Source organism: Mycobacterium sp. OAS707 (assembly GCF_014873705.1).
Lineage (GTDB): Bacteria > Actinomycetota > Actinomycetes > Mycobacteriales > Mycobacteriaceae > Mycobacterium.
The window spans coordinates 927,203-952,893 of the sequence record NZ_JADBDS010000002.1 but is presented as its reverse complement, the minus strand read 5'-3'; the positions used below and the strand labels follow the sequence as shown (position 1 = coordinate 952,893).

30 protein-coding genes are annotated in these 25,691 nt (G+C 66.0%); 18 read left to right on the top strand and 12 right to left on the bottom strand.

Going from position 1 to position 25,691, the window contains the following annotated elements; all coding sequences use genetic code 11:
* Positions 1-9: 9 nt before the first annotated feature.
* The gene (locus GGC64_RS15415) at positions 10-1,191 is read right to left on the bottom strand and encodes an acyl-CoA dehydrogenase family protein (protein ID WP_192723355.1); all 1,182 of its coding nucleotides are present in this window, start codon (positions 1,189-1,191) and stop codon (positions 10-12) included.
* A 93-nt stretch (positions 1,192-1,284) separates the two neighbouring features.
* Positions 1,285-1,554 (bottom strand): 2Fe-2S iron-sulfur cluster binding domain-containing protein, encoded by a 270-nt coding sequence (locus GGC64_RS15410; protein WP_192723354.1) that lies wholly within the window; start codon positions 1,552-1,554, stop codon positions 1,285-1,287.
* 128 nt (positions 1,555-1,682) lie between these two features.
* On the opposite strand from GGC64_RS15410, the gene GGC64_RS15405 reads away from it, so the two are divergent.
* Genes GGC64_RS15405 through GGC64_RS15395 form a run of 3 tightly spaced genes read left to right on the top strand, consistent with a single transcriptional unit; the run spans position 1,683 to position 4,935 of the window.
* Positions 1,683-3,302, top strand: coding sequence for an NAD(P)/FAD-dependent oxidoreductase (locus tag GGC64_RS15405; RefSeq protein ID WP_192723353.1), 1,620 nt, complete (start codon positions 1,683-1,685; stop codon positions 3,300-3,302).
* Entirely contained in the window at positions 3,302-4,105 is an 804-nt protein-coding gene (locus tag GGC64_RS15400) for a mycofactocin-coupled SDR family oxidoreductase (RefSeq protein ID WP_192723352.1), read from the top strand. Before GGC64_RS15405 ends, GGC64_RS15400 begins: the two co-directional genes overlap by 1 nt.
* A complete protein-coding gene (locus tag GGC64_RS15395; RefSeq protein WP_192723351.1) occupies positions 4,102-4,935 on the top strand; it encodes a mycofactocin-coupled SDR family oxidoreductase in 834 nt (277 codons plus the stop codon). The genes GGC64_RS15400 and GGC64_RS15395 overlap by 4 nt, the downstream gene beginning before the upstream one ends.
* A 5-nt stretch (positions 4,936-4,940) precedes the next feature.
* On the opposite strand, the gene GGC64_RS15390 is transcribed toward GGC64_RS15395, so the two are convergent.
* Positions 4,941-5,801 (bottom strand): alpha/beta fold hydrolase, encoded by an 861-nt coding sequence (locus GGC64_RS15390; protein WP_192723903.1) that lies wholly within the window; start codon positions 5,799-5,801, stop codon positions 4,941-4,943.
* Positions 5,802-5,950: 149 nt separating this feature from the next.
* Positions 5,951-6,250: a hypothetical protein gene (locus GGC64_RS15385; protein WP_192723902.1), complete on the bottom strand. Its 300-nt coding sequence runs from the start codon at positions 6,248-6,250 to the stop codon at positions 5,951-5,953.
* Positions 6,251-6,437: 187 nt separating this feature from the next.
* On the opposite strand from GGC64_RS15385, the gene GGC64_RS15380 reads away from it, so the two are divergent.
* Genes GGC64_RS15380 through GGC64_RS15365 form a run of 4 tightly spaced genes read left to right on the top strand, consistent with a single transcriptional unit; the run spans position 6,438 to position 9,274 of the window.
* Positions 6,438-7,496, top strand: coding sequence for an acetamidase/formamidase family protein (locus GGC64_RS15380; protein ID WP_192723350.1), 1,059 nt, complete (start codon positions 6,438-6,440; stop codon positions 7,494-7,496).
* On the top strand, positions 7,493-7,918 hold the full coding sequence (locus GGC64_RS15375) for a RidA family protein (protein WP_192723349.1): 426 nt from the start codon (positions 7,493-7,495) through the stop codon (positions 7,916-7,918). The genes GGC64_RS15380 and GGC64_RS15375 overlap by 4 nt, the downstream gene beginning before the upstream one ends.
* Before the next feature lie 20 nt (positions 7,919-7,938).
* Positions 7,939-8,844 carry an SPFH domain-containing protein gene (locus tag GGC64_RS15370; protein WP_192723348.1) on the top strand — a complete coding sequence of 302 codons (906 nt, stop codon included), beginning with the start codon at positions 7,939-7,941 and terminating at the stop codon, positions 8,842-8,844.
* Positions 8,845-8,875: 31 nt separating this feature from the next.
* Complete coding sequence (locus tag GGC64_RS15365) at positions 8,876-9,274, top strand: hypothetical protein (protein ID WP_192723347.1); 399 nt, start codon at positions 8,876-8,878, stop codon at positions 9,272-9,274.
* Here GGC64_RS15365 and GGC64_RS15360 read toward each other — a convergent pair whose 3' ends face one another.
* The 3 genes from GGC64_RS15360 to nthB are packed head-to-tail and all read right to left on the bottom strand — an operon-like array spanning position 9,275 to position 10,778.
* Positions 9,275-9,562: a nitrile hydratase accessory protein gene (locus tag GGC64_RS15360; RefSeq protein WP_192723346.1), complete on the bottom strand. Its 288-nt coding sequence runs from the start codon at positions 9,560-9,562 to the stop codon at positions 9,275-9,277.
* The gene (gene nthA / locus GGC64_RS15355) at positions 9,559-10,152 is read right to left on the bottom strand and encodes a nitrile hydratase subunit alpha (protein ID WP_192723345.1); all 594 of its coding nucleotides are present in this window, start codon (positions 10,150-10,152) and stop codon (positions 9,559-9,561) included. Before nthA ends, GGC64_RS15360 begins: the two co-directional genes overlap by 4 nt.
* A complete protein-coding gene (gene nthB / locus GGC64_RS15350; RefSeq protein ID WP_192723344.1) occupies positions 10,149-10,778 on the bottom strand; it encodes a nitrile hydratase subunit beta in 630 nt (209 codons plus the stop codon). Before nthB ends, nthA begins: the two co-directional genes overlap by 4 nt.
* Between nthB and GGC64_RS15345 the strand changes: the two genes are divergently transcribed.
* Positions 10,725-11,813 carry a hypothetical protein gene (locus GGC64_RS15345; RefSeq protein ID WP_192723343.1) on the top strand — a complete coding sequence of 363 codons (1,089 nt, stop codon included), beginning with the start codon at positions 10,725-10,727 and terminating at the stop codon, positions 11,811-11,813. The genes nthB and GGC64_RS15345 overlap by 54 nt on opposite strands.
* Here the strand turns inward: GGC64_RS15345 and GGC64_RS15340 are convergent.
* A complete protein-coding gene (locus tag GGC64_RS15340; protein WP_192723342.1) occupies positions 11,810-12,472 on the bottom strand; it encodes a helix-turn-helix domain-containing protein in 663 nt (220 codons plus the stop codon). The two genes, GGC64_RS15345 and GGC64_RS15340, sit on opposite strands and share 4 nt — an antisense overlap.
* A gap of 131 nt (positions 12,473-12,603) precedes the next feature.
* On the opposite strand from GGC64_RS15340, the gene GGC64_RS15335 reads away from it, so the two are divergent.
* Together GGC64_RS15335 and GGC64_RS15330 are read left to right on the top strand one after the other, a co-directional pair.
* Complete coding sequence (locus tag GGC64_RS15335) at positions 12,604-13,011, top strand: N-acetylmuramic acid 6-phosphate etherase (protein WP_192723341.1); 408 nt, start codon at positions 12,604-12,606, stop codon at positions 13,009-13,011.
* Between the two features lie 85 nt (positions 13,012-13,096).
* Positions 13,097-13,993: an SDR family oxidoreductase gene (locus GGC64_RS15330; RefSeq protein ID WP_192723340.1), complete on the top strand. Its 897-nt coding sequence runs from the start codon at positions 13,097-13,099 to the stop codon at positions 13,991-13,993.
* Here the strand turns inward: GGC64_RS15330 and GGC64_RS15325 are convergent, their stop codons facing one another.
* Entirely contained in the window at positions 13,994-14,647 is a 654-nt protein-coding gene (locus GGC64_RS15325; protein WP_225951753.1) for a hypothetical protein, read from the bottom strand.
* A gap of 113 nt (positions 14,648-14,760) precedes the next feature.
* Here GGC64_RS15325 and GGC64_RS15320 point away from each other — a divergent pair, with 113 nt between their 5' ends.
* Genes GGC64_RS15320 through holA form a run of 3 tightly spaced genes read left to right on the top strand, consistent with a single transcriptional unit; the run spans position 14,761 to position 18,073 of the window.
* Entirely contained in the window at positions 14,761-15,564 is an 804-nt protein-coding gene (locus tag GGC64_RS15320) for a ComEA family DNA-binding protein (RefSeq protein ID WP_192723339.1), read from the top strand.
* Positions 15,565-15,569: 5 nt separating this feature from the next.
* Positions 15,570-17,114 (top strand): ComEC/Rec2 family competence protein, encoded by a 1,545-nt coding sequence (locus tag GGC64_RS15315; protein WP_192723338.1) that lies wholly within the window; start codon positions 15,570-15,572, stop codon positions 17,112-17,114.
* Positions 17,111-18,073, top strand: a complete 963-nt coding sequence (holA, locus tag GGC64_RS15310) for a DNA polymerase III subunit delta (RefSeq protein WP_370582118.1) — start codon at positions 17,111-17,113, stop codon at positions 18,071-18,073. The genes GGC64_RS15315 and holA overlap by 4 nt, the downstream gene beginning before the upstream one ends.
* Before the next feature lie 10 nt (positions 18,074-18,083).
* On the opposite strand, the gene rpsT is transcribed toward holA, so the two are convergent.
* Positions 18,084-18,344, bottom strand: coding sequence for a 30S ribosomal protein S20 (gene rpsT, locus GGC64_RS15305; RefSeq protein ID WP_192723337.1), 261 nt, complete (start codon positions 18,342-18,344; stop codon positions 18,084-18,086).
* Between the two features lie 288 nt (positions 18,345-18,632).
* Between rpsT and GGC64_RS15300 the strand changes: the two genes are divergently transcribed.
* Genes GGC64_RS15300 through GGC64_RS15290 form a run of 3 tightly spaced genes read left to right on the top strand, consistent with a single transcriptional unit; the run spans position 18,633 to position 22,027 of the window.
* Positions 18,633-20,195, top strand: a complete 1,563-nt coding sequence (locus tag GGC64_RS15300; protein WP_225951978.1) for a circularly permuted type 2 ATP-grasp protein — start codon at positions 18,633-18,635, stop codon at positions 20,193-20,195.
* Between the two features lie 14 nt (positions 20,196-20,209).
* Positions 20,210-21,187, top strand: coding sequence for an alpha-E domain-containing protein (locus GGC64_RS15295; RefSeq protein ID WP_192723336.1), 978 nt, complete (start codon positions 20,210-20,212; stop codon positions 21,185-21,187).
* Positions 21,188-22,027, top strand: a complete 840-nt coding sequence (locus tag GGC64_RS15290; protein WP_192723335.1) for a transglutaminase family protein — start codon at positions 21,188-21,190, stop codon at positions 22,025-22,027.
* On the opposite strand, the gene GGC64_RS15285 is transcribed toward GGC64_RS15290, so the two are convergent.
* Positions 22,024-22,506 (bottom strand): MarR family winged helix-turn-helix transcriptional regulator, encoded by a 483-nt coding sequence (locus GGC64_RS15285; protein WP_192723334.1) that lies wholly within the window; start codon positions 22,504-22,506, stop codon positions 22,024-22,026. The genes GGC64_RS15290 and GGC64_RS15285 overlap by 4 nt on opposite strands.
* Before the next feature lie 88 nt (positions 22,507-22,594).
* Here GGC64_RS15285 and GGC64_RS15280 point away from each other — a divergent pair, with 88 nt between their 5' ends.
* Both GGC64_RS15280 and GGC64_RS15275 read left to right on the top strand, forming a co-directional pair.
* Positions 22,595-23,314 carry a hypothetical protein gene (locus tag GGC64_RS15280; protein WP_192723333.1) on the top strand — a complete coding sequence of 240 codons (720 nt, stop codon included), beginning with the start codon at positions 22,595-22,597 and terminating at the stop codon, positions 23,312-23,314.
* Complete coding sequence (locus GGC64_RS15275; RefSeq protein WP_192723332.1) at positions 23,311-24,168, top strand: TIGR03560 family F420-dependent LLM class oxidoreductase; 858 nt, start codon at positions 23,311-23,313, stop codon at positions 24,166-24,168. The genes GGC64_RS15280 and GGC64_RS15275 overlap by 4 nt, the downstream gene beginning before the upstream one ends.
* Here GGC64_RS15275 and GGC64_RS15270 read toward each other — a convergent pair.
* A complete protein-coding gene (locus GGC64_RS15270) occupies positions 24,165-25,685 on the bottom strand; it encodes a hypothetical protein (protein WP_192723331.1) in 1,521 nt (506 codons plus the stop codon). The genes GGC64_RS15275 and GGC64_RS15270 overlap by 4 nt on opposite strands.
* Positions 25,686-25,691 lie beyond the last annotated feature (6 nt).

Genomic DNA, 25,691 nt, shown 5'->3' with positions numbered 1-25,691 from the left:
ACAAACCCCTCAGATCATCGCCCGCAGTGGACCCTGCGGGTCGATGCCCAGCGAGCTGAGCGCCGAGGCGTGGTACACGGTGCCCGGCACGTGGATGGCGTGGGCCATGCCGGCGTGCGCATCGCGCCAATACCGTTGCAGCGGTTTGTCCATCCGCAGAGCGTTGCCACCTGAGCGGGCAAAGATCTCATCAACGGCGGACACTGCACGCCACACGGCGCGCACCTGCGTGCGCCGGCCCGCAGCACGGTCGGCGAAGGACACCTCGGCGCCTGAGTCGACGATGTCGTAGATGCGGTCGACGTTGGCGAGGATCTCTTGGCGGGCGGCGTTGATGTCGGCGGCCGCCTCGCCGACGCCGTACATGACGTACGGATCGTCTTTGATGGCAGTGCCATTGGCGCCGACGCGTTCGCGCTGATAGTCCAGGTGCGCGGCCAGAGCGCCTTCACAGATGCCGATGGTTGCCGAGCTGATGCCCAAGGGGAACATCGTCGACCATGGCATCTTGTAGAGCGTCTTGGTCATGCCGGCCTCGATCTGGGCGGTGCCATCCATGACCTTCATGGCGTCCATGGTTCGGTATGACGGAACGAACGCGTCTTTGACGATGACGTCCTTCGACCCGGTGCCCCGCAACCCCACCACGTTCCACGAGTCCGGCACGATCTCGTAGTCCTTGCGCGGCAAGATCATGTGCAGCATCTGCGGCGGCATCAACGGCTTGCCGTCGTCATCGCCGAGCATGGCGCCCAAGAAAATCCAGTCGCATGCGTCGGTGCCGGAGCTGAACTGCCAGCGTCCGTTGAAGATATAGCCGCCGTCGACCGGCCGGGCCACGCCCTGTGGGGCGTAGGGCGAGGCGACCCACGTGTCGATGTCGTCAGCCCATATCTCCTCGGCGACCCGTGGGTCGGCGTAGGCCAGCTGATAAGGATGCACTCCGACCACGCCGTTGATCCAGCCGGCCGCCGGGTCCAGCGCGGCGGTGGCCATCACCGTCTCCGCGAACTCGCGGGGATGGACCTCGAGCCCGCCGTGCTTCTCGGGCTGCAGCAGGCGGATTGAGCCGATCGACTTCATGCTCTTGACGGTGGCCTCGGGCAGCTGACCGATCTTCTCGGCCTCGACAGCCATTTCCTTGAACTGGTCCGCCAGGCCCATCACCCGGTCGAGTACGCGCTCGCTCATTCGCTGTGTCCTAACTGTCTGGGCGTGATTAATGGTCTACCGCAGGTGATGGCCGGACCGGGGCCAATCCCGGTCAGTGGACCCAATCCAGGGCTAATACTCGATGTGGACATCGTCGCTCACCGGACGGGCCTGGCATCCGAGAATGAGCCCATCGGCGAGGTCCGCAGGCTCGAGGATGTCGCAGCTGTCCATGTCGACCTCGCCGGAGACCACCGTGGCCACGCACGAACCGCAGTGCCCTTCCCGGCAGGAGTACGGGACGTCGATACCCGCCTCGAGCATGGTGTCGACGAGGCTCTTGCCCCGCGGCCATCGAAGGCGGTGACGCGTTCCATCCAGATCGACCTCGACTCTGGTCATGGGATGAGTGTCTTCGGCAGATCCGCTGATGCCGACAGGCATGACCGATGTCTGGGAGAACGGCGTCATGGCGTCCGGTCACCGGGAAACAGACAGGCGACGCGGTCATTGCGACCTAGCGTGGTGTCGTGACCGTCTCGGCAGACCAGCAGCCAGTTATCGACGCCGTCGTGGTTGGCGCGGGATTCGCAGGCCTGTATGCGTTGCACAAGCTCCGGTCGCAAGGGCTGTCGGTCCGGGTGTTCGAGGCGGCGCCGGAGGTCGGCGGCACCTGGTACTACAACCGCTATCCCGGCGCGCGGTGCGATGTCGAGAGTGTCGACTACTGCTACTCGTTCTCCGATGAGCTGCAGCAGGAGTGGACGTGGACGGAGAAGTACGCCACCCAGGGCGAGATTCTGCGGTACATGAAGTGGGTCGCGGACAAACTCGACCTTCGCTCCGGGATCACGTTCAACACCAGGGTCGCCTCGGCGGTACTCGACGAAGACACGCTGCGCTGGATGGTGACCACCGACGGGGGAGAGGTCATCTCCGCGAGGTTCTGCATCATGGCGACCGGTCCGCTGTCGGCAGCGTTGACGCCGGACTTCCCCGGGTTGAGCACGTTCGCAGGGGAGGTGTACCACACAGCTCACTGGCCCCACGATCCCGTCGACTTCACCGGTAAGCGGGTAGCCGTCATCGGGACCGGATCGTCGGGCATCCAGTCGGTGCCGGTCATCGCCCAGCAGGCCGAGCAGCTCTACGTCTTCCAGCGCACGCCGAACTACAGTGTGCCGGCGGGCAATCGGGCACTGACCGCCGATGACGTCGCTGAGTACAAAGCGAACTATGCCGAGCGGCGGCGGCTGTCCTGGCGCAGCGGCGGTGGATCTCCGCACACGCCTCATCCGAAACTGACCATGCAGGCGACGGCCCGAGAGCGCCGTGAAGCGTTCGAAAAGCGTTGGGAGTTGGGCGGTGTGCTCTTCTCCAAGACCTTCACTGACCAGATGACCGACATGGCGGCCAACGAGGAGGCGCGGAAGTTCTATGAGGAGAAGGTGCGCGCCGTCATCGACGATCCCGAAGTTGCCGATCTGCTGATACCGACCGATCACCCCATCGGTACCAAGCGGATCTGCACCGACACCAACTACTTTCAAACCTTCAACCGGCCCAATGTGAACCTCGTCAGCGTGCGCGCGACCCCGATCGAGTCGATCGACACCACCGGCATCAACACCACCGACGCCCACTACGACCTCGACGTCATTGTGTTCGCAACAGGTTTCGACGCCATGACCGGAGCCCTCGGCAAGATCGACATCCTCGGCCGCGGCGGCGCACAGCTGCGCGAGCACTGGAAGGACGGTCCCCGCACCTACCTCGGACTCGGCGTCGACGGGTATCCCAACCTGTTCATCGTGTCCGGTCCCGGTGCGCCCGCGGTGCTCGCCAACATGGTGCTGCACGCTGAAGCACACGTGAACTGGATCGCTGACTGCATCGCCCACCTCGATCAACACGGGCATGCAGGCATCGAGGCCACCCCCGACGCGGTGGACAACTGGCTCGCCGAATGCGCGCAGCGCGCAGAGGCCACCCTGTTCACCAAGGCGAATTCCTGGTACCTGGGCGCGAACGTTCCCGGCAAGCCCCGCGTGTTCATGTTGTTTCTCGGTGGGTTCGCGGTTTACAACGGTATTTGCGCCGAGGTCGCCAATGCCGGCTACAAAGGATTTCACCTCATCAAGGCGTCGTGATGTCGGGCTTGCTCGACAAGGTGGTGGTCGTGACCGGTGCCGGGCGCGGGACTGGCCGCAGCCATTGCGAGCGGTTCGCCGACGAGGGCGCCGATGTCATCGCGATCGATATTGCCTCCGCGGCAACCGATCTGGGAGTCACCGCCGCTGAAGTCGAGAAACGCGGCCGTCGTTGTGTGACGGGCTTGGCCGACGTCTGCGACTTCGACGCGCTGACTGCGGCGATCGGCGCCGGGGTTGGCGACCTGAACCGGCTTGACGTCGTCGTCGCGAACGCCGGCATCCATACTGCGGGTGCGCCGACGTGGGAGCTGACCGAGGACGCGTGGCGCCGTACGCTCGACGTCAACCTGACCGGGGTGTGGCATACGGTGAAGGCAGCTGTGCCGCACATCGGTGAGGATGGCGGTTCAGTGGTGATCATCAGCTCCACCAACGGTTTACGCGGGACAGCCAACACTGCGCATTACACCGCCAGCAAGCATGCGGTCGTCGGATTGGCACGCACTCTTGCCAACGAACTCGGCCCGCGCAGGATCCGGGTGAACACTGTTCATCCCGGCGCCGTCGGCACGGCGATGGTGCTGAATGAGGCGACGTACAAACGGCTGCGGCCGGACCTGCCGAATCCGACCGCCGACGATGCCGCCGCGGTTCTCGAGGCGCGCAACCTGCTTCCGGTGCCATGGGTGGAGCCCGTGGACGTCGCCAATGCGGCGGTGTTCCTTGCCTCCGACGAAGCCCGCTACGTCACGGGGACTCAGCTCGTCGTCGATGCCGGTCTGACGCAGAAGACGACATGACCGGCCGGCTGGCGGACAAGGTCGCGTTGATCACCGGGGCGGCCCGGGGGATCGGCCGGTCTCAGGCACTGCGGTTCGCCGAGGAGGGGGCCGACGTGATCGCGCTGGACCTCTGCGGACCGGTCGAGACCGTGTCGGTGCCGGCATCCACTCCCGAGGATCTGGACGAGACCGCGCGACTCGTTCGCGCCGCCGGTGGCCGGATCGTCACAAGCATCGTCGACGTCCGAGATGAGGACCAGTTGCGGTCGGCCACCGACGATGGGGTGGCGAGCTTCGGCGGGCTCGACATCGTCTGTGCGACAGCGGGAATCACGTCTCGAGGATTGGCGACGGAGCTGTCGGAGGCGGCATGGCAGACGATGCTCGACGTCAATCTCACCGCGGTGTGGCGCACCTGCAAGGTCACCGTTCCGCACCTCATCGCCCGCGGATCGGGATCGGTGATCCTGGTGAGTTCCATCGCGGGGTTGCGTGGCCTGCTCGGGGTGGCGCACTACACCGCGGCCAAGCACGGGGTTGTCGGCCTGATGCGCAGTCTCGCCAATGAGCTTGCCCCGCACGGCATTCGGGTCAACTCGGTGCATCCGACGAATGTCGACACACCGATGATCCAGAATGCGGCGGTGGCCAGTGCGTTTCGGCCCGACCTGGACCGCGCGCCCACCCGCGAGGAGTTCGAGGAAGCGGCCAGGACCATGAACATGCTCGACATTCCCTGGGTGGAACCGGTCGATGTCGCCAATGCGTGCTTGTTCCTTGCCTCCGACGAGGCGCGGTACATCACTGCGGCCACTTTGCCCGTGGACGCCGGTGCCACCCAGCGGTAAACGCTTCAGGCAGCAGGTCGGGTCAGGAACGCCATCACAGCGCTTTCGAATGCTTCCTTCGCCTCGATCATCGCCCAGTGACCGCAGTTCGGGAACACGTGCAACTCAGCGTTGGGGATGGTCCGCATCGGGATCAGCGCCATGTCCAAGGGGCTCACCCGGTCGTCACGGCCCCAGGTGAGCAAGGTCGGCGCGGCCACCTTGTGCATCTGCGCCCATGGCATCGGAACGTCAGCCGCCTTCATCATCGCCATCATCTGTGCGAACGCGGCCTTGCCATACATACGCCGCGCGGACGCCAACGTCTCTGGATCAGTGGCGAGCTTCCAGCGCTCTTCGATCAGCTGCTCTGTGACCAGACCCTGGTCGTACACCATAGAATTCAGCCAATCGACGAGGCGCTGGCGGGTCGGTTCCTCCGTGAATTCCTGAAGCAGCCGAATGCCCTCACTGGGACCGGGGCTGAAGATGTTGGTGCCGATGCCGCCGATCGTCACCAGCCCGCCGATGCGGTCGGGGTGGTGGATGGCGAAGTTGATGCCGACCCCGCCGCCCATCGAATTTCCGACGATGTCGACGCGGTCGACGCCGAGAGCATCGAGGAACGGGGCGACCGCCCCCTGAGCCGTGACCATCGGATGCCCGCCGAAGTCATCGCTGACGCCGAAGCCGGGAAACTCGAGAATCAAGCAGCGGAACCGTTCGGCGAACGTGGGCAGTACTCCTCGAAAGTTGCGCCAGCCCGTCACGCCGGGTCCCGAGCCGTGCAGGAACAAGAGGGTCGGGCCTTCGCCGGCGTCGTAGTAGCGCAGGACGCCTGCTGAAACGGCGATTTCACGAAGGTCCTGCTCGACGGCAGCGGCCAGTTCAGATGAGCGCGTCACCCCGCCAGCCTGCCACGCCCGCACCGAACCTCGCTGCGGTGTTCCGCTGACTGGACGTCCTACGGTCAACGGGCGCCTACAAATAACGAAGGGGCACCCCTTGTGGGGGTGCCCCTTGCGTTTTCGGCGATCTACTTCACGTCGACGTAGACCGTCTTGTCGGTGACGGTGGTTTGCAAGCTGTCACCGGGGTTTCCGGAATCAGTCCTGCTGTAGGTTTGGCCGGGCCGCACCGCGACCACGGTCGCCTGGTCCAACGGGGTCGTCCCGACGCGGTTGACGACCACGTTGTAGCCGTCGGCCTGCAGCTGGTTGATGGTGTCCTGGGCGTTGCCCGGACCGGTCGGAGCGGCGTCCGCCGGTGCGGCCAGGCCAAGGAACGCGGCGGCCAATCCGCCGGTAAGTACAGTTGCGAATCCGAACTTCTTCATTCTGGGTGCCCTCATCTTTTCGTGCTTCTTCACTTGTTTCGGTTCGCTGCAGCTGAATACTTCAACTCTCAAGATCACGCCTTTAATTCCATTGGCAGAATTTGATCGACGGTTGGCAGCAATAAACCTGTTGACGCCCGTGCTTGCTTGAGAAGACGCCATCGCAACCGGCTGGCATGATCATCCGATGGTGCTCAGCCCGGTCGCATCGCCCACCGTTCACCGCCTTCCCGCGACGCCGTCGACCGTCCATTGGGGCTACTTCGACCCGCGCCTCGAGCCGGTCTTGACCGTCGCGCCCGGCGATCTGGTGGCCATCGAGACCCTCACGCATCACGCAGGGGACGCGCCGGATCTGTTGATGGACGCGGGGATCACCGATATTTTCGACCGCGTCACCGACCGCGGGCCCGGCCCGCACCTCCTCACCGGCCCGATCGCCGTCGAGGGCGCCCGTCCCGGCGACGTCCTGCAGGTCGACATCCTCGAGGCCACCCCGCGACTGCCCTACGGCTCCAACCTCGCGGCGCACTGGGGCTTTCTGTACGGCGAGATGCCTGTCGAACGCGTCACCATCTACGAGCTCGACACCCACGCCAGCCTCGGCCGCGCCCTGTTCGGCTACGACTGGACCGCGACACCGCTGGCCAACGAGCCCGGCACGATCGTCAGCCCCGACAAGGAGGCCCGCCAGCCGGCGCTGCCCGGCGTCATCGTGCCTCTGCGACCGCATTTCGGCACCATGGGCGTCGCACCGGCCGCGCCGGAGCGGGTGTCGTCGGTGCCGCCAGGTGATCACGGCGGCAATGTCGACAACTGGCGCATCGGTGCGGGCGGGACGATGTACTACCCGGTGCAGGTGCCCGGCGCGCTGCTGTCCGTTGGCGATCCCCACGTCTCGCAGGGCGACGGTGAAATCAGTGGAACTGCGCTTGAGGCTTCGTTGAATGGGCTGTTGCGCTTGACAATTCGGCGCGATCTGCCCTTCACCGTGCCGGTCCTCGAAACGGCGACCGAGTTGTTGGTGCACGGGTTCGGCGACACGCTCGACGCGGCTATGAAGGCCGCGGCATTGCGCACCCACGCCATTCTGCAGAGCTATCTTGGGCTTTCGCGTGCCGACGCCTATTCGTTCATGTCTGTGGCCGCCGATTTCACGGTCACACAGGTGGTGGACCAACGTCAGGGTGTGCACGGCCGCATCGACAAGCGCTGCTTTCCGCGCTGGGCGGGGATACCGGCATGAGCGACAACGGGATTCGCTCGTTCACGTTCACGCCCGCCGACGGCGTGCCGCCAGCCGTCGCACCGTTCGCCCACGCCACGGCGGCCGGACCCACGTTGTACGTGACCGGTCAGATGCCCACTGACGTCACCGGAGCGGTCGTCGGCGATTACGTCGCGATTCAGACCGACCAGGTGCTGCGAAATCTGCTGCGCGTCACCGAGTTGTGCGGCGGGGGAATCGCCGACGTCGTCTCCGTGCGCGCCTATTTGCTCGACTGGAACGACTACGGCGCCTTCAACGCCGCCTACGCGGCCTGGTTTCCCGATCGATTGCCGTCGCGCACCTGTGTTGGCGTCAGCGGGCTTGCGGTCGGTGCCCTCGTCGAGATCGATTGGACGTGCTGGCGAAGCGACGGCTGGGGGAGCACACTCGGGTCATAGGGTCCGTCGAGGAGGACACCATGACCATCCTCTACACATTGGCAGCGGCCGGGGCCGCCGGGATCGGCGTGCTGTGGATAGCACTGCAGAACATCCGGGTGATCAAACAGTTCGAACGGGGCGTCGTCTACCGCTTCGGGCGGGTGCAGAGCCGCGTGCGTCCGCCGGGGCTGACCTGGCTCATCCCTGTCGTGGATCGCCTGCAGAAGGTGAACATGCAGATCGTCACGTTGCCGGTGCCGGCCCAGGACGGCATCACCCGCGACAACGTGACGGTGCGCGTCGACGCCGTCATCTACTTCAAAGTGGAGGACCCGGTGCGCGCGGCGGTCGACGTCCAGGACTACATGTCCGCGATCGCGCAGGTAGCGCAGACCTCGCTGCGGTCGATCATCGGCAAGAGCAATCTCGACGATCTGCTGTCCAACCGCGAGCGACTCAACCAGGGCCTCGAGCTGCTGATCGACAGCCCGGCACTCGGCTGGGGCATTCACATCGATCGCGTCGAGATCAAGGACGTCGTGCTGCCCGACTCGATGAAGCGCTCGATCGCCCGCCAGGCCGAGGCCGAGCGTGAGCGACGGGCCCGCGTCATCACCGCCGACGGCGAACTGCAGGCCTCCGAGAAGCTTTCGCAGGCCGCCGAGATCATGGCGGTTGAGCCGGCGGCGCTGCAGCTTCGCCTGCTGCAGACCGTGGTGGAGGTCGCTGCCGAGAAGAACTCGACGCTCATCCTGCCGTTCCCGGTCGAGCTGCTGCGGTTCCTGGAACGCTCGACGCCGGAGAAGCGCTCCACGCCGGAGAAGGATGACAAGGCCGCCGAAGCCGAGACGCCGGAGTTGACCGCGCCGAAGGTGCCTGACGACGTCAGCGCCATCACGCTCAACGGGCCGGTCGCCAACCCCCGTTCCGGACAGAACGCCTAGCCAAGCCTGTCGGCTGGAGCATGATCAGGACATGCCTCTCGGAGATGACCTGATCCGCCATTGGTTCGACACCTATCTCGACACGTTCTCGGCGTGCGTCCGCGGCGAAGTCGAGATGGCGAAGTTGGTGCGCTGTTACGGCATCCCACTGATCATCACCACCGATGACGGCCTCACCAAGTTGATGACCGACGACGAGGCGACGGCAGTGATGCAGGGCCTGGTTGACGGACTGCGGGCCAACGGATATCACCATACCGAGGTGCTTCAGTCAGAGATACTGGTTCTCAATTCATTCTCTTCGCTCTACCGCGGAACGATGTCGCGCCGCACCGCCGACGGCGCGGAAATCGATTGTCCCACCATCGCTTATCTCATTGTCGGGGAAGTCGGCGGACCCAGGATCGCGGTACTCGCATCGCAGCAGTAGCTACAGCGGCATGCGCTGCGTGGGCGCCGCGGCATCGAGCGACGCGGGCGTGGCCAGCTCCAGGTCCACGACCATGGATTCCAGTGCGGCGCTCCAACTTTCGTAATAGGGACGCTGCGGATCCCTCGCGATCTCGGCCATCAATCGGTGACGAAACGCATCCCACGGCAGGTCCAGCTTCTCGACCAAGGCTACGGCGATGGCCAAAGCCCTTGCCTGCCAAGGAGCTTCGAAAACGAGCTCACCGTTGTCGCGCGGCAGCGACGCGTCGTCGAGACCGGTGGTCATAGTCGCTGCACGCCGATCATCGAATCCCGCGTGACGATGCCGGCGAGCTGCTCCTCGGACATGTCGTCCGTACCGTCCGGACGCATCGGCAACACCAGATAGCGTGCCTCGGCACTGGAGTCCCACACCCTTATCTCGACGTCGGCGGGAATGTCGGTGCCCATCTCGGCAAGCAGCTTGCGTGGTTCCCGAACGGCCCGCGAACGGTAGGCAGGCGCCTTGTACCACTTCGGCGGAAGCCCGAGTGTCGGCCACGGATAACACGAGCACAGCGTGCACACCACAAGGTTGTGGACCTGCGGGGTGTTTTCGACGACGACCATGTATTCGCCTTCGGGGCCCTGAAAGCCGAATTCGGCGATGGCCGCGGTGCCGTCGGCGAGCAGGCGCTGCTTGTAATCCGGGTCGGACCATGCGCGCGCGACGACCTTCGCGCCGTTCATCGGGCCGAGGTTGTCCTCGAAGTGCTGCACGATCTGGTCGAGGGCATCGGTGTCGAGGACACCCTTTTCGACGAGCACCGACTCGATCGCCGCGACCCGGGCTTCGATCGGCGCCATTACGGTCGGGTGATGGTGGTCGGTCGTCATCGCGGATCCTCAAGGTAGCGCTCGAACAGGTTGACGCACACCACTTCGCCGTCGGCGCCGGCTTCGCCCCATAACTCGCGGGATGTGAAGCGCACCGCATAGAGCGGGTCGGCGACGGACCCGCCGCCGTGCGCTGCAATGTCGTCGATGGCGTAGGCGCCGTCGACGCGCACAACCGTGCCGCGGCGGCCTTGCACATAGCGAGGCGCGCGCGTGTGGCCCGGTGGGTGCCATTCGCGGACCCGCACCTCGTCGCCGACGGCATAGCGCGGCGTCGTGCGGGGCGTGAGGTCGTCGGGCAGCACACCCCGATCAGCCGCCGAAAGCGGAAACCGCCCCCCGGCACGTCTGTCGAGTTCATCTTGCGTCGTGAAGCCCGCCTCGACAGCCATGGTCGCCGCACCGGTCAGCCAGTGCTCGTAATACGGCGAGGACAGGTAGTGCTCAGGAGCCATTCGCTCGATCGAGTGCCGGAACCGTCCGCCGGGCGGATTCTGCGCCCCGATCCAACCGATCATCAGCCGAAAAGCGCGCCGCTCCCAGTCTTCGTCGAAGAGCGACTCTGAGGGCGTGTGCTCGACGGGGCCGAACCCGTCGAGGCCGCCGAGGTCGTGCACGCCGTCCACGTCGTCGATCGTACGGCGATCAATTCGTTGACGATCGAACTTTTCGACGACCCCGCCCGTGTTTACGAGGTGCACACGCATATCCGTTCGTCTGCCATCGTCGGTACAGCCATGATCGGGATTGCGGCGCTCGCCATTGCGCCGTCGGCGCCACCGCCTCAGGCGCCGCCGACGGTTACTCGCGACGTGCAGTTGACGGCTGCGCCCGCGCTCGGCGCGATCCCACTGGCGTTCATCCGCAATCAGTTCCAGTACTGCAGCCTGATCTGCCCGCACGCGGTCGAGGGCGCGATCACCGTTCCGGTTGCGGTGGCGCAGGCTCCTGCGACGTTCCTCGGCGCCCTCACCTCGACGAGTTCGCCACTGCGGGCTCTTGGCGCCGCCGCCGCGTCCGTGACCGGCCCGGCCGACGCGGCCGTGACACCACTGATCAACAACGACGTATTTCTGGTGGTGCCGAAGGCATTTCACGCGCTTGACGTCGCCGTCGTCGAGGCGACGAATGTGAGCGCGGCGGTCTTCACCCCCGGCGCCCTGCTACAGGCGGTGCAGGCCGGGCGCACCAACATCCTCAACGCCCTCAATCAACCGGTCGGCACGCCCACCACCCCGACGGGTGCCACCAACATCGTGCAAGTTGTTGCGGTCGAGGCGATCAATGTGACAACGGCGGTGGCGTTCCAGGCTGGTGAGTTGGCGCTGTCGGGTGCGGTGCAGATCGCCGACGCGTCGGCGCAGGAACTCGCGCGTTCGGGTGATCCGGCGTCCGCGCTGGCGGCGGGTGCGACGCAAGCCCGGCAGGTAGCCGCCACTGCGAGCGCGCCAGTCGTCGCGGCGGTGAACACCGCGGTGACCAACATTCGGAACTCACTGCACGATCCGTTCCCCTCGGCAGCGAAGCAAGCGCCATCGGTCGCGGTGAAGTCGCTGTCCGAAAGCCCGAGCGCACAACATGATTCGGGCCAGGCTGCCCTGAAGAAGCATCGTGATCCGTCAACCGCCAAACACGACCGTCGCGAGGCGAAAAAGGGTTAACCCGATACGTCGGCGGGAATTGGAAACACGTGTCGGAGTCGTTGCGCCAACGCGGTGTCCCCGCTCAGGCGTAGCTGCCCGCTGGCGATCGCGTCGTCAACTGAGCCGTCGGGATTCAGCACTGAAAGCAGCGTGGCCTCGTCGGTATCGAGAACGAGATCGGGGCGATCTGGGTTCCCGCGACTGATGTCGAGCTGGCCGCCTGCGATGTGGACGCCGAAATGCGCGTCCCCGAACGACAATCCGATTGTCGCGGTCATGTCATCGGCAGCGCGTGCGTCGAAACGCGTCTTCAACGACAGCATCAGCGAGTCCGGTCCCAGCGGCAGGTCGTAGCGCATCAACGGCGACTTGTGCAGCCACTGCGCGAGATCGAGGATGATCGGCTCGAGTTCGCTGCCCCACTCGGTCAGCTCGTAAACCCATGTGCTGACAGGCGGACCCAGGCGACGACGGCGCACGACCCCGGCGTCAGTGAGGTCACGAAGCCGTTGGGTGAGCACATCGGAACTCGCCCCGCTCAGCCCCGCCAACAGGTCGGTGAAGCGTTTGGGGCCGAGCACCAACTCCCGCACCACCAGCAGTGCCCATCGCTCGCCGATGAGATCCAGGGCCTGTGCGATCGCGCACCCGTCGTCGTACTTCCGCTTGCCAACCATGAATGCGACTCTACCAGCATTAATCGGAAAATCCAATTGAACACTTGGATTTTCCAAGTACCGTTGCTAGGGTCGGGTCTGCAGGCCCCATCGGGCCTGACCCACCACAACCACCAGAGGAGATGACCGTCATGCCACAGTTCTTCATCGAGGCGCCCGCGGGTATCGATCCCGATGCCAAGCAGACGATGATGCGGCAGATCACCTCGGCGATCGACGCCGCGTACCACATTCCCGACGTACGGATCTGGTTGCGCGAGTACGACGCTGGGAACGTTGCGCAAGATGGTCGCATCGGGGCCGAACCCCTGCGGCCAGTGTGCTTTCTCGAAGCACCAGTATTGGAAAGCATCGACGCCAGGCGGGAGATGTCCAACAAGATTCAGGCCGCCATCAGTGCCGCATACGGCGAACTGGCCAATACCGAAGACACACTGATCCTGATGAATCTCTATCCGCTGGAGAACGCGGGTTTCGCCGGGCGCATGCAGTCCGACAATCCCGACATCGTCGCTGCCGTCGCACAGCTCAACGGTTGAGCTGTTGCGCAGGCCGTCCCGGCGCCAGTGACCCCGGGGCGGCCGCAGCGTCGGGCGGCTACCTACTGATATCCCTGGAGTAGCAATGATTCTCGTAACAGGAGCGACGGGCCGTCCCGGTTCGGCGGTCATTCGCGAATTCGTACGTCACGGCACACCAGTGCGCGCACTCGCGCGAGACGCGGCCAAGGCGGCGGTCCTGCGTGGGCTGCCGGATGTCGACGTGGTTTGTGGTGACATGTTGGCCCCGGAGACGCTGCACGGTGCGCTGGCCGGAGTCGACCGCGTGCTGATGATCTCGGGTGCAGGCCCGCAGATGCTTGAGACGCAATGCACTTTCATCGACGCCGCGAACAGGGCCGGAGTCGAGCACATCGTGAAGTTCTCGGGGCAAGACTCGATCGACGGCTTCGACCCGGAGCGCTTTCGCTCCACCAGAAGCCACGAGCAAATTCAGCGGTACCTGGTCGGTTCGGGGATGTCGTGGACGATGCTGCGTCCTTCCCAGTTCATGCAGGTGTACTTCGAGGAAACGCCGACCATCGTCGAGACCGGCGAGTTGCGATTGCCCCTGGGTGCGGCGACATTGGCTCCCGTCGACATAGCCGACATCGCCGAAGTGGCCTACCAGGTGCTCACGACAGCCGGGCACCGGGGCAAGACCTACACGATGACCGGACCCGAGGCACTGACCATGCAAGAAGTGGCGGAACGGATTTCGGCCGCCATCGGGAAATCGGTCCGCTACGTCGCGGTGTCGTCCAGAGACAAGGTGCGCGAATGGCTGAACGCCGGCTATCCGCCTTACCGCGCCGAGGCGTTCGGCCAGTTATTCGACGAGCGCCGTCGGCTTGGCCGATCCACTGTCGACCTGTCAACCCATCAGCGCTTCGGCATCACGCCGACGACCTTCGCGCAGTTCGCGCGACGCAACGCCCCGATCTTTCGCGGCGAAGCCGAATATCTCCTGACGCCCACCTGACTAGCCGTCGTCTGTCGCCGGCGGCTCTGCCTGTTCCAAGGACAATGCGACGCCGAGACCCAAGAAGAACACGATGAAGAGCGGTCCGCCGAGATAGAAGTTCATCGCGCCGCCAGGGGAAATGAAGCTTGCAGGCGGGCCGATGATCGTGATCGTCTCGATCAGTTGCTCGACGGCGAACACCGCTGCGAGTATTCCGAGCCACCGCGGGAAGCGACCCGCGTTGGCGGCCAACAGGATTGGCACCGCGACCATGATGTCTGCGACCGTGAGGATCGGTCCGAACATCGACGTGATGTCGGCGATGGTGCGCGCGGTCGCCGAGCCGAGCTGGTCGGGATGCAGCGCAAGACCGCCGTTGAACCACATCACGATGAAGAATTCGACGAGGACGAGTGCCGAGCCGATGGTGAACACGTACCCCGGTGGGCCGGCCAGGCGGTCGCGTGCGTACCCGAGAACGATGACCAACGCCAAGGCGCCGAAGGTGGTCAATAGCACCTGCATTCGCATCGCACCGGCGTGCGCGTTCACGAACGAGACAATGTCGTAGCCCGGCTTGTCGATGCCGGGAAGCGTCGGAACGATGAGCAGCCCGGCGGTGAACAGCACCGCAGCGGCGATACCAGCGATCATCGGAACACGACGATCCATAGCAAATCACTCTAGAGGGCGCGGTTATCCACACCCGGGATTTCATCCACAGGGCGCGTTGCTCGGCGCCCTGCGCGCTCGAGGTCGTGGGAGCGCGTGCCTACTTTGGCCGCATGCGAACCGAATTGCCTACCGAGCGGTTGCAGCGCCGTCTCGGGGACTCCAACGAGTCGTCCGATGGCTCTGACGGCGAGCCGGATACGTCTCTGTCGCGGTGGCTGCCCGATACGACCAAACCGGCCGGACCCGCGGGCTGGATCGCTGCCGTCCGGGCAGATCCGGGCCGAGCGGGTCTGATTGCGCTGGCGGCCGTCGGTGTGATCGCGGTGCTGGTGACGGTCTTCACCGTGATGCGCGGCAACGCGCCACCGGTGTCCTCGGCGAAACTACCGCCGGTCGAGATGGTTTCGTCGGCCAGCCCAACTCCAGCGCCGGCCGATGCCGACGGTCCAGTGGTCGTCAGCGTGGTGGGTCTGGTGCACAAGCCGGGACTTGTCACGCTTGCGCCGGGTGCCCGGATCGCCGATGCGCTCACCGCGGCAGGCGGGCCGTTGGACGGAGCGGACTTGATCGGATTGAACATGGCCCGCCGGGTCGGCGACGGTGAGCAGATTATCGTCGGAATCGTCGCGGCCCCTGGCCAACCGGTGGCGATGGGCAGCTCGGTCAGCACATCGACCGCGGCACCGACCGAAGCGCCAGCCGGAAAAGCCTCAGCGCCAGGCGGTTTGGTGGACCTGAATGCGGCGACCGCGGAGGACCTGGACGCGCTGCCAGGCATCGGCCCGGTGACGGCGGCGGCGATCATCGCATGGCGCGAGGCCAACGGCCGGTTCACCAACGTCGACCAACTCGGCGAGGTCGACGGCATCGGGCCGGCGCGGCTGGAGAAGCTGCGTGACCTGGTGCGTGTTTGACACCGGTGGATACCGCCACAGCCAGGCTGGACCTGCGTCTGGTTCCGGCGGCCCTCACCAGCTGGGCGGTGACGGCAGCTGGAATCCTCTGGCACGTAACCGGTTCGGTCATCGTCCTCGCCGCGGCAGTCGCCGCGACGGCCGTCGCCGGGCGGTGGGGTAGTGCACGGCGCGAGCCAAGTGGCGAAAGGCCAGCCATCGCCACCGGCATCGTCGCTGTCGCGGTGGTCGGCGTCGCGTTCGCCGTGGCGATCGGGCTGCGCGTTGCCGAACTGCGCCATCACCCGATCGTCGAACGCTACGGCGCGGTCGCCACCGTCGTCGTCTCGCCGACCGAGACCCCGCGTTCGCTTGGCGCCAACCGATTGATGTTCCGCGGTTCGCTGCAACGGATCGGCGAGATCGAAACATCAGGCCGGGTAGTCGTTTTCACGAGCGGCGCGGAATTCGCCGAATTGACCGCGGGCCGGCCCGCGAGGTTTCGCGCCCGCATCAGTCGGCCCTCCCGACGAGACCTGACCGTGGCCGTGTTGTCGGCGACCGGTGCGCCGAAGCTGGGCGACGCCGCACCGATCAACAGGGTTGCGCACGTCATCCGAACGGGCTTCGCGGATGCCGCACGGTTGGCGTTACCCGCTGATCAGGCGGCGATGCTGCCCGCGCTCGTGCTCGGCGACACCTCGACGCTCACCACGCAGACCACCGAGGAGTTTCGCGCGGCCGGGCTGACGCATCTGACCGCGGTGTCGGGCGCGAACGTGACCATCGTCTGCGGGGCCGTCCTGATGACCGCCGCACTGTTCGGGCCTCGGCTGGCCGTCGCGCTCGCCGCGCTCGCACTCGTCACGTTCGTGATCGTCGTGCAGCCCTCGGCCAGCGTGTTGCGCGCGGCGGTGATGGGCGGCATCACGCTACTCGCTGTGGTTTCGCACCGTCGAAGGCAAGCGATCCCGGTGCTGTCGGCCAGTGTGATCATGCTGATGGTCGCGGCGCCCGAACTGGCGGTCGACGTCGGCTTCGCGCTGTCGGTGTCGGCGACCGCCGGGCTCGTGGTGATCGCACCGGTGTGGTCGCGACGGCTGACCGCGCGCGGTTGGCCGAAGCCGTTGGCCGATGCGGTGAGCGTCGCGGTCGCCGCGCAGCTTGTCACCGCTCCACTCGTCGCCGGCATGTCGGGGACCTTCAGTGTGGTGTCAATCGCCGCCAACCTCGCGGTGACTGCCGTCATTCCGCCGATCACGGTTGTCGGCACGGCCGCTGCTGCGCTATGTCCGCTGTGGCCTGCGGGCGCCCAACTGCTGATCCGGTTCACCGGGCCGGAGCTGTGGTGGCTGCTGCGAGTGGCGCACTGGGCCGCTCGCGTGCCCGGTGGGTCGGTCGGCGTGCCGTCGGGTCTGCTCGGCGTGCTGTGTGTCGCCGCAGGGGGTGTCGCCGCGGTGGTGTGCTGGCGGTGGCGGTGGATCCGCATCGGTGTCGGCGTTGCGGCGGCGTGCCTGCTCGCGTGGACGGTGTCGGGGCTGTCGGCCGGACATGACACGATCGGGGGGTGACTGACGAAGCCTCTGGACTGCACCTGGTGTTGGGCGACGAAGAGCTGCTAGTGGAGCGCGCAGTGGCTGCGGTGCTTCGGCAGGCACGCAAGCAGGCAGGCACCGTCGACGTCCCGGTCGACCGCATGCGGGCGGGCGAGGTCAGCACCAGTGAGCTGGCCGAACTGCTCAGCCCTTCGCTGTTCGCCGAGGAGCGTGTCGTTGTGCTCGAAGCCGCGGGGGAGGCGGGCAAGGACGCCGCCGCGTTGATCGCAGAGGCGGCCGCGGACCTGCCGCCGGGCACCATGCTCGTGGTCGTGCACTCCGGCGGTGGCCGCGCCAAGGCGCTCGCTGACCAACTGAAAAAGCTTGGCGCCGAGGTACATCCATGCGCGCGCATCGCCAAGGCCAGTGAGCGGGCCGACTTTGTGAAGAAAGAGTTCCGCACGCTGAAAGCAAAGGTCAGTGACGACACCGTCACCGCGCTGCTCGACGCCGTCGGCTCCGACATTCGTGAATTGGCCGCTGTCTGTTCGCAGTTGGTCGCCGACACCGACGGCACCGTCGACGCCGCGGCGGTGCGCCGCTACCACTCCGGCAAGGCAGAGGTGAAGGGCTTCGACATCGCCGACAAGGCCGTGCTCGGGGACGTCGCCGGTGCGGCCGAGGCGCTGCGCTGGGCGATGATGAGCGGTGAGCCACAAGTGGTGTTGGCAGACGCGCTCGCCGAGGCCGTGCACACCATCGCCCGCGTCGCGCCGTTGTCCGGCGACCCCTACCGGCTGGCGTCCGAATTGGGCATGCCGCCGTGGCGCGTGCAGAAGGCGCAGAAGCAGGCGCGGCGGTGGTCGCGCGGTTCGATCGCCGAAGCCATGCGATTGGTCGCGGCGCTGAACGCCGACGTGAAGGGTGCCGCGGCCGACGCGGACTACGCGTTGGAGGCGGCGGTCAGAAAAGTCGCCGAGTTAGCGGAGGGCTGAACGGCCTGACTCAGATCTTGTTGAACGCGCGCGAAAGCGCAGACTTGCGGTTCGCGGCCTGGTTCTTGTGGATGACGCCCTTGCTGGCCGCCTTGTCCAGCTGGCGGCTGGTCGACGCCAGCAATGCGCCTGCCTTGTCCTTGTCGCCGGACTCGATGGCCTCCCGGAAGCCACGGACCGCCGTGTGAAGCGACGACTTCACCGACTTGTTGCGCAGTCTGCGGCGCTCGTTGGTCCGATTGCGCTTTTCCTGCGACTTGATGTTGGCCACGCGGTAATTCCTTCGAAAATCTAGGTTGGATGGTCAAAGTCTTTTGCGCCGCACCTGACGGCGGGCAGCGACTGTTCAGGGTACCAGCGCGCCCCCTAATCTCCCAAAGCGAGGGCTTCTGGCCTGCCGAAACGGCTCACTTGGTGCAGCATGTGATGGGTGAGCCTTCGAACCCTGCCCTCCGAGACCGCACGCACGTCGCGCACGAACGGCCGGACGTCCAAACGGTACGACGGCATCTTCGACGGCTATAAGGGCGCGGGGCGCTACTCGCAGGCCTTTGACGAGATGTTCGACGGCGACGGCAACGTCCGCGGTCCGTACAAAGGGATCTTCGCCGAGCTTGCTCCCTCCGATGCCTCTGAGCTGGCCGCCCGCGCCGACGCGCTGGGCCGCGCATTCATCGACCAGGGCATCACGTTCTCCCTGTCCGGCCAGGAACGGCCGTTTCCACTGGACCTCGTCCCGCGGGTGATCTCAGCAGCGGAGTGGACGCGGCTCGAGCGCGGCATCACCCAGCGGGTCAGGGCGCTGGAGCACTACCTCGACGACATCTACGGCGAGCAGGAGATCCTGCGCGACGGCGTCATCCCGCGCCGGCTCGTCACCTCCTGTGAGCATTTCCACCGCGAGGCCGTCGGCATCGTGCCACCCAACGGCGTGCGCATCCATGTCGCGGGCATCGACCTGATCCGTGACGCCAAGGGCGACTTCCGCGTGCTGGAAGACAACCTGCGCTCACCCTCGGGTGTCTCCTATGTCATGGAGAACCGCCGCACGATGGCGCGGGTCTTCCCGAACCTGTTCGCCACGCATCGGGTGCGCGCGGTCGGCGACTACGCCTCACATCTGGTGCGGGCGCTGCGCAACGCGGCGGCCAACAACGTCGCCGACCCGACGGTGGTGGTGCTGACGCCCGGCGTCTACAACTCGGCCTACTTCGAGCATTCGCTGCTGGCCCGCCAGATGGGCGTGGAGCTCGTCGAGGGCCGCGACCTGTTCTGCCGCGACAACGCCGTCTATATGCGCACCACCGAGGGTGAGCGTCAGGTCGACGTGATCTACCGCCGCATCGACGATGCGTTCCTCGACCCCATGCAGTTCCGCCCCGATTCCGTGCTTGGGGTGGCCGGCCTGCTCAATGCCGCTCGCGCGGGCAACGTCGTCATCTCCAGCGCGGTCGGCAACGGCGTCGGCGACGACAAGCTGGTCTACACCTATGTGCCGACGATCATCGAGTACTACCTCGGCGAGAAGCCGCTGCTGGCCAACGTGGACACCTACCGCTGCTGGCTCGACGACGAACGCGAGGAAGTGCTCGACCGCGTCGACGAACTGGTGATCAAACCGGTGGAGGGCTCCGGCGGTTACGGCATCGTGTTCGGGCCCGACGCGTCGGAGAAGGAGCTGGCCGCGATCAGCAAGAAGATCCGCAACGACCCGCGAGGTTGGATCGCGCAGCCGGTGATGCAGCTCTCCACGGTGCCGACCCAGATCGGCGACAAGCTCGCACCGCGGCACGTCGATCTGCGGCCGTTCGCCGTCAATGACGGGGATCACGTGTGGGTGCTGCCCGGCGGGCTGACCCGGGTGGCGCTGCCCGAGGGCTCGCTGGTGGTCAATTCCAGTCAGGGAGGCGGATCAAAGGACACCTGGGTGCTGGCATCGCGAGCGTCGGTAGCTGACCGCGAGCTCGCTGCGGCAGAGGTGGTGCGGTCGCTGCCCAAGACATCGAAAGCCAAGCCCGACAACGACTCTGACGGGTCATCGCAGCAACAGCAACAGCAGCAATCGCAGGCGCAGCGACCGACCAACGGGTCAAGTCAACAGCAACAACAACAGCAGCAGTAGGCGGTGATGATCTGATGTTGGCACGCAACGCCGAATCGCTGTATTGGATCGGCCGCTATGTGGAGCGGGCCGACGACACCGCCCGCATCCTGGATGTCACGGTGCACCAACTGCTCGAGGATTCCAGCGTCGACCCGGACCAGGCGTCGCGGACGCTGCTGCGGGTGCTGGGCATCGAGGCGCCCGAGCAGCAGCTGGATGTGTGGTCGCTGACCGACCTCGTCGCGTTCAGCCGTGAATCCGCAGGCGGCTGCTCGATCGTCGAATCGATTTCGGCGGCACGCGAAAACGCCCGCGGTGCACGGGAAGTCACGTCCACCGAGATATGGGAATGCCTCAATACCACCTACAACGCGCTCGCAGAACGCGAACGCGCCGCCAAACGCCTTGGGCCGCACGAGTTCTTGTCCTATGTCGAGGGCCGGGCCGCGATGTTCGCCGGTCTGGCCGACTCGACGCTGAGCCGTGACGACGGGTACCGGTTCATGGTGCTCGGCCGCGCCATCGAGCGGGTCGACATGACGGTGCGGCTGTTGTTGTCCCGTGTCGGCGACAGCGCGTCCTCACCCGCATGGGTGACGCTGCTGCGGTCGGCGGGTGCCCACGACACGTATCTGCGCACCTACCGTGGCACGATGGACGCCGGCCGAGTGGTCGAATTCATGCTGCTCGACCGGCTTTTCCCGCGGTCGATCTTCTATTCGCTGCGGCTGGCCGAGCACAGCCTCGACGAGTTGATGAAGCGGCCACACAATCGGCTCGGTGCAACCGCGGAGGCGCAGCGCCTGCTTGGCAGGGCGCGCAGCGAGCTGGAGTTCCTGCGTCCCGGACTGTTGCTGGAATCGTTGGAGAAGCGGCTGGCCGGTCTGCAAGAGTTGTGTCGTGACGTCGGAGAAGCGCTGGCGCTTCAGTACTTTCACTCCGCACCATGGGTGGCTTGGCATGACGCCGGGCACAACGGCGCGCTGGTCATCGAGGAAGGTGAAGTTTAGATGTGGCGGCTCAGGGTGGTGCACTCAACGGGCTACGCCTACAAGTCGCCGGTGACCGCGTCGTTCAACGAGGCCAGGCTGACTCCGCGCTCGGACACCAGGCAGAACGTCATCCTCAACCGTGTTGAAACCGTGCCTGCGACACGGTCCTATCGCTATGTGGACTACTGGGGCACCGCGGTGACCGCGTTCGACCTGCACGCCCCACACACCGAACTCGAGGTCACGTCGAGCTCGGTGGTGGAGACGGATCGCGGAGAAATGCCCAAGGACAAGGTCAGCTGGGAGGACCTGCGGTCGGAGGCGGTGATCGACCGGTTCGACGAGGTACTCAGCGGGACTCACTACACGCCGGTGAGCAAGAGGTTTCGGCGGGTAGGGGAGAGAATCGCGAAGTATCACGATCCGCAGGAGGCAGTCACCGCCGCGGCCAACTGGGTACACAGCGAGCTGGAATACGTGCCGGGCACTACCGGTGTGCACTCGTCGGGGCTGGATGCACATCGCGAGGGGAAGGGCGTCTGTCAGGATTTCGCCCATCTGACGCTGATCCTATTGCGTAGCATGGGTATTCCCGCGCGCTACGTGTCAGGCTACCTGCATCCCAAGGCCAAGGCCAAGGTCGGCGACACCATCGACGGGCAGAGTCATGCCTGGGTGCAGGCCTGGACCGGCGGCTGGTGGGATTACGACCCGACCAACGACAAAGAGATCAACGAGCAGTACGTCAGCGTCGGGGTCGGCCGTGACTACGCGGATGTCTCGCCGCTGAAGGGCATTTACTCCGGTGAAGGCTCGACGGATCTGGACGTCGTCGTGGAGATCACCCGGTTGGCCTAACGGGTGTTCGCGCGGCCCAGGTTGCGAAAGCCCGGGTGCACGTGTGGCGTGAGCTCCTGATTTTCGGCCACCAGTGACAGCAGTTCGCGCAACGTGTTTCGCTGCTCGGCGTCCAGGCCAGCTGTCATCATTCGTTCGTGCTGACGTGCCAACTCGCCGATCTTGCCCATCACCTTCTTGCCCGCCGCGGTCAGGTACAGCGCATGCAGTCGCCGATCGTCGGGATTGCGGCGACGTTCGACATATCCGCGGTCCTCCAGCTCATCGACGTAGGCGACCACGCGGCTCGGCAACAGCCCCAGCTGACCGCTGAGCGCCTGCTGGCTGAGCCCGGGCTCGGCGGCGATCGCCCGCAGAATTCCGGAGTGCGGTGGTGTCAGGTCGATCGACGCAATGAGGTCGGAGAACACCGTGGCGGAACGGTGGCCGAGCTGCGACAGCAAGAACGCCACGTTGTCACCGTTCGTCGAGAAAGGCACCTGCGAATAGTATCAGTTCTGAACGATTTTTCACGCGAAGTGATGGATCACCTTGTCCATCTGCAAGATCAGGCATATCGTTCACGCTATGAACGATTCAACAACGGATACGAAGGTGGCAGTCACGCGACCATCGCAGGGCGGACCGCCGTTGACGATGCTCGCGGGTGTCTCCCTTGCCCTGCTGCTTGCCGGCCTCGTCGTCGGCGTCGCGCTCGCCGGCGGTGTCATGCCTTTGCCGTATGGCTCCGCCACGGAGATCCAGGCCTACGTCGCGGCCAACCACGCAGCGGCGGTTGCGATGGCGGTCGGAACATTCGGATCGTCGATACCGCTCGCCATCTATGCGGCCACCGCGAGTGCTCGCCTGCGTCAGCTCGGCATCACGGCCCCCGGCGCGACGATCGCCTTGGCGGGCGGTCTGCTGGCGTCGGCCGGACTCGGGTTGTCCAGCCTGATGATCTGGACCCTGTCGCGGCCCGAGGTCACCGCCGACCCCGCCCTCGTCCGCGCGCTGTACTACCTCACGTATCTGACCGGCGGTCCGTGGCACGTGGTCACACTCGGCCTGCTGATCGCGGGCATCGCGGTACCCGGCCTGATCGTCGGCTTGTTGCCGCGAGCGCTCGCCTGGGCCGGGCTCGTCATCGCCGGTCTCGCCGAACTGACCACGCTGGTGCTGATCTGGCCAGGGCTGTCGCCGCTATTGCCGGTCTGCCGGTTCACCGGCCTGGTGTGGCTGATCGCCGCAGGTGCGATGTTGCCGCTGCGTCGGCAAAACAAGCAGGAGGCGACGGCGCGATCATGAAACTCAGTGTCAGCGTGACGAATTACTCGTGGCAGGACTCGATCGGGCAGCGCCTCGCTACACTCGCGCGCGCATTGGACGCCACAGCGGTCGACACACTGTGGGTGCCCGACCACCTGTTGCAGGCCGATCCGGCCAGCCGACTCGACGAGCCGATGCTGGAGGCGTACACGTCGCTGGGATATCTCGCGGCCGTCACGTCGCGCATCCGCCTCGGCACCATGGTGACCGCCGCGACATTTCGGGCACCCGCCCTGCTGATCAAGGCCGTCACCACATTGGACGCGCTGTCGGCAGGGCGGGCATGGCTCGGACTCGGTGCGGGCTACAACGCCGACGAGGCCCGCGCGATGGGTCTGTTCATGCCGGGCACTGCCGAGCGGTTCGCGCGCATGGCCGAGTTGTTGCGGCTGGCACGCCAGATGTGGGACGGTGACGAAACCCCTTTCCGCGGTGAGCATTTGGATCTGGAGCACCCGATCGGCAACCCGCGGCCCGCCACGACGCCACCGGTGCTGATCGGCGGCACCGGCGAGCGGCGCACCCTACGGCTGGTCGCAGAGTATGGCGACGCCTGCAATCTGTTCGATGTGCCCGACGACGGCGCTGCGATCCGCAGGCAGCTCGCCGTGCTGGACCAGCACTGCGCCGATGTCGGCAGACTTCCCAACGAGATCGAGCGCACCGTGACGACGGCACTCCGCAACGGCGAAGGAACCGACGATCTGGTCGAAAGATGCTGCGCGCTAAGGGATCTCGGGGTTCAACATGTCGTGGTGATCGCCCGCGGCCGGCCGCTGACCGATACTGACCTCAATTGTGTTGCAGGAGCGGCGGATCAGCTCGCAGCCTAACGCGAGAGGCCGAGGTGCCAGCGCAGTAGGCGTGCCTGTGAGGTGCCGATGTTCGGCTCGGCGGCATCGATCAGCCGGTACAGGCGCTCGCGCGTGGACTCGGGTGGCATCTGATACGCGGTTGAGGCCTCGCGGTCGAGCCAGCCGGTGAGATCTGACCTCGCGTGGGCGCGCAGCCTTTCGTTGAAATCGATGACACCCCAAAGGTCCGCCTCGATCCGTGTCCAGGTGTCGCGCGCGGTCAGCAGCCGAAACGCTGTGCGCCGCACATGTGCTGGCTGATCGGCGGCCAGCAGCTCCCACAGCCGATCAGCCGGTGCGAGGTCTGGCTGGCCAATCACAGCGTCGGCGACAGCGCGCACCACGACAGGAGCTGAGTCGCTGAGCATGTCTGCGACCGGACCGAGCGTCCCGCCGACCCGCCGCACTGCCCGTATCGCTTCGGCCCGTATCCGCGGGCGGGCGTGCCGGATAAAGCGAGCAACCAACTGCGCGTCGTCGGCCGTGCCGCATTCGCCGAGACCGGCGACGGCCGCGCGTACCACCGAGTCGTCACCCGACGCCAGCATGGCTCGGTACCGTTCGGCGGCGTCCCGGCCTGCGCGGCGCATCGCCCATTGCGCGGTGGCCCGCAGCATCGCCGACCGGTCGGCTAGGAACGCTTCGCCCGCCTCCGGGTGCCCAATCTGGACCAGTCCGGCAAGTGCTTCGACGCGCACGCGCGCGAACCGGGATGTAAGCAAACGATCTAACGCGTCGCGCCGCCCGGTGCGCACGGCGGCACGGACGGCGGCATCGACGCTGAGTCGCTGGCAGATGATGTCGGATTCGGTCAGCGCGGCCGCAATGATCGCGTCCGAGTCGGTTCGACTCGACTCCAACCACACCCGATAGGCGAGTCGCCGCACCCGAACGTCGGCGCTGATCCGGGCCGCGTCAAGCATCCCGTCCGATCGGGTGCGCATTGCCTCGGTCACCGCAGCGATCGCGACGTCGCCGCGCTGCCAATCCGTCATCACCATCGCGACGCTGATCGCCCGCATCAGCCCCTCCGTGTCCGCCGAGTCGAGCGCGGGCGGGAGCGCTTGGCAGGCGTCGTCCCGTACCGGCTTCGCCCAGTCGGCGGTCCGGATCAGCAGCACAGGTAGCAGCCGCTGATCACTGCGCATCAGTGGCGATTGCACGGAACGTTGCCGCTGCCGCCCGTCGCCCGAGCAGGCGGTGAGGAGCAACGCGACGGAATTGGCTCCGGCCCATGCAGCGTCGGTGATCTGGCGCCACTCGTCACCCGGACGGAAGATGTGGCGCAAGCTCCGTAATTCGACATCCAGCCGAAGCCAGGTGCGCGGGCGCATGGCCGACAGCACTCGCAGTGCCGCGTCCGGATCGGCTCCGTCGAGAGCCAGTGGCACAAGGGCCCTGGCAGTGTCGTAGAGGGAGCCCCCGTGATTCGCGCCCTCGACAGCAGCGGTCAAGTCCTCCAACGCAGCAGCGCGGTCGAACCACCTGATTCCCATTTCGCC

Coding starts and splice junctions, on each gene's coding strand:
- GGC64_RS15415 (WP_192723355.1), bottom strand. CDS start 1,191: ATGAGCGAGCGCGTACTCGACCGGGTGATGGGCCTGGCGGACCAGTTC.
- GGC64_RS15410 (WP_192723354.1), bottom strand. CDS start 1,554: ATGACCAGAGTCGAGGTCGATCTGGATGGAACGCGTCACCGCCTTCGA.
- GGC64_RS15400 (WP_192723352.1), top strand. CDS start 3,302: ATGTCGGGCTTGCTCGACAAGGTGGTGGTCGTGACCGGTGCCGGGCGC.
- GGC64_RS15395 (WP_192723351.1), top strand. CDS start 4,102: ATGACCGGCCGGCTGGCGGACAAGGTCGCGTTGATCACCGGGGCGGCC.
- GGC64_RS15385 (WP_192723902.1), bottom strand. CDS start 6,250: ATGAAGAAGTTCGGATTCGCAACTGTACTTACCGGCGGATTGGCCGCC.
- GGC64_RS15380 (WP_192723350.1), top strand. CDS start 6,438: ATGGTGCTCAGCCCGGTCGCATCGCCCACCGTTCACCGCCTTCCCGCG.
- GGC64_RS15375 (WP_192723349.1), top strand. CDS start 7,493: ATGAGCGACAACGGGATTCGCTCGTTCACGTTCACGCCCGCCGACGGC.
- GGC64_RS15370 (WP_192723348.1), top strand. CDS start 7,939: ATGACCATCCTCTACACATTGGCAGCGGCCGGGGCCGCCGGGATCGGC.
- GGC64_RS15365 (WP_192723347.1), top strand. CDS start 8,876: ATGCCTCTCGGAGATGACCTGATCCGCCATTGGTTCGACACCTATCTC.
- GGC64_RS15360 (WP_192723346.1), bottom strand. CDS start 9,562: ATGACCACCGGTCTCGACGACGCGTCGCTGCCGCGCGACAACGGTGAG.
- nthA (WP_192723345.1), bottom strand. CDS start 10,152: ATGACGACCGACCACCATCACCCGACCGTAATGGCGCCGATCGAAGCC.
- GGC64_RS15340 (WP_192723342.1), bottom strand. CDS start 12,472: ATGGTTGGCAAGCGGAAGTACGACGACGGGTGCGCGATCGCACAGGCC.
- GGC64_RS15335 (WP_192723341.1), top strand. CDS start 12,604: ATGCCACAGTTCTTCATCGAGGCGCCCGCGGGTATCGATCCCGATGCC.
- GGC64_RS15330 (WP_192723340.1), top strand. CDS start 13,097: ATGATTCTCGTAACAGGAGCGACGGGCCGTCCCGGTTCGGCGGTCATT.
- GGC64_RS15325 (WP_225951753.1), bottom strand. CDS start 14,647: ATGGATCGTCGTGTTCCGATGATCGCTGGTATCGCCGCTGCGGTGCTG.
- GGC64_RS15320 (WP_192723339.1), top strand. CDS start 14,761: ATGCGAACCGAATTGCCTACCGAGCGGTTGCAGCGCCGTCTCGGGGAC.
- GGC64_RS15300 (WP_225951978.1), top strand. CDS start 18,633: ATGTTCGACGGCGACGGCAACGTCCGCGGTCCGTACAAAGGGATCTTC.
- GGC64_RS15295 (WP_192723336.1), top strand. CDS start 20,210: ATGTTGGCACGCAACGCCGAATCGCTGTATTGGATCGGCCGCTATGTG.
- GGC64_RS15290 (WP_192723335.1), top strand. CDS start 21,188: ATGTGGCGGCTCAGGGTGGTGCACTCAACGGGCTACGCCTACAAGTCG.
- GGC64_RS15280 (WP_192723333.1), top strand. CDS start 22,595: ATGAACGATTCAACAACGGATACGAAGGTGGCAGTCACGCGACCATCG.
- GGC64_RS15275 (WP_192723332.1), top strand. CDS start 23,311: ATGAAACTCAGTGTCAGCGTGACGAATTACTCGTGGCAGGACTCGATC.
- GGC64_RS15270 (WP_192723331.1), bottom strand. CDS start 25,685: ATGGGAATCAGGTGGTTCGACCGCGCTGCTGCGTTGGAGGACTTGACC.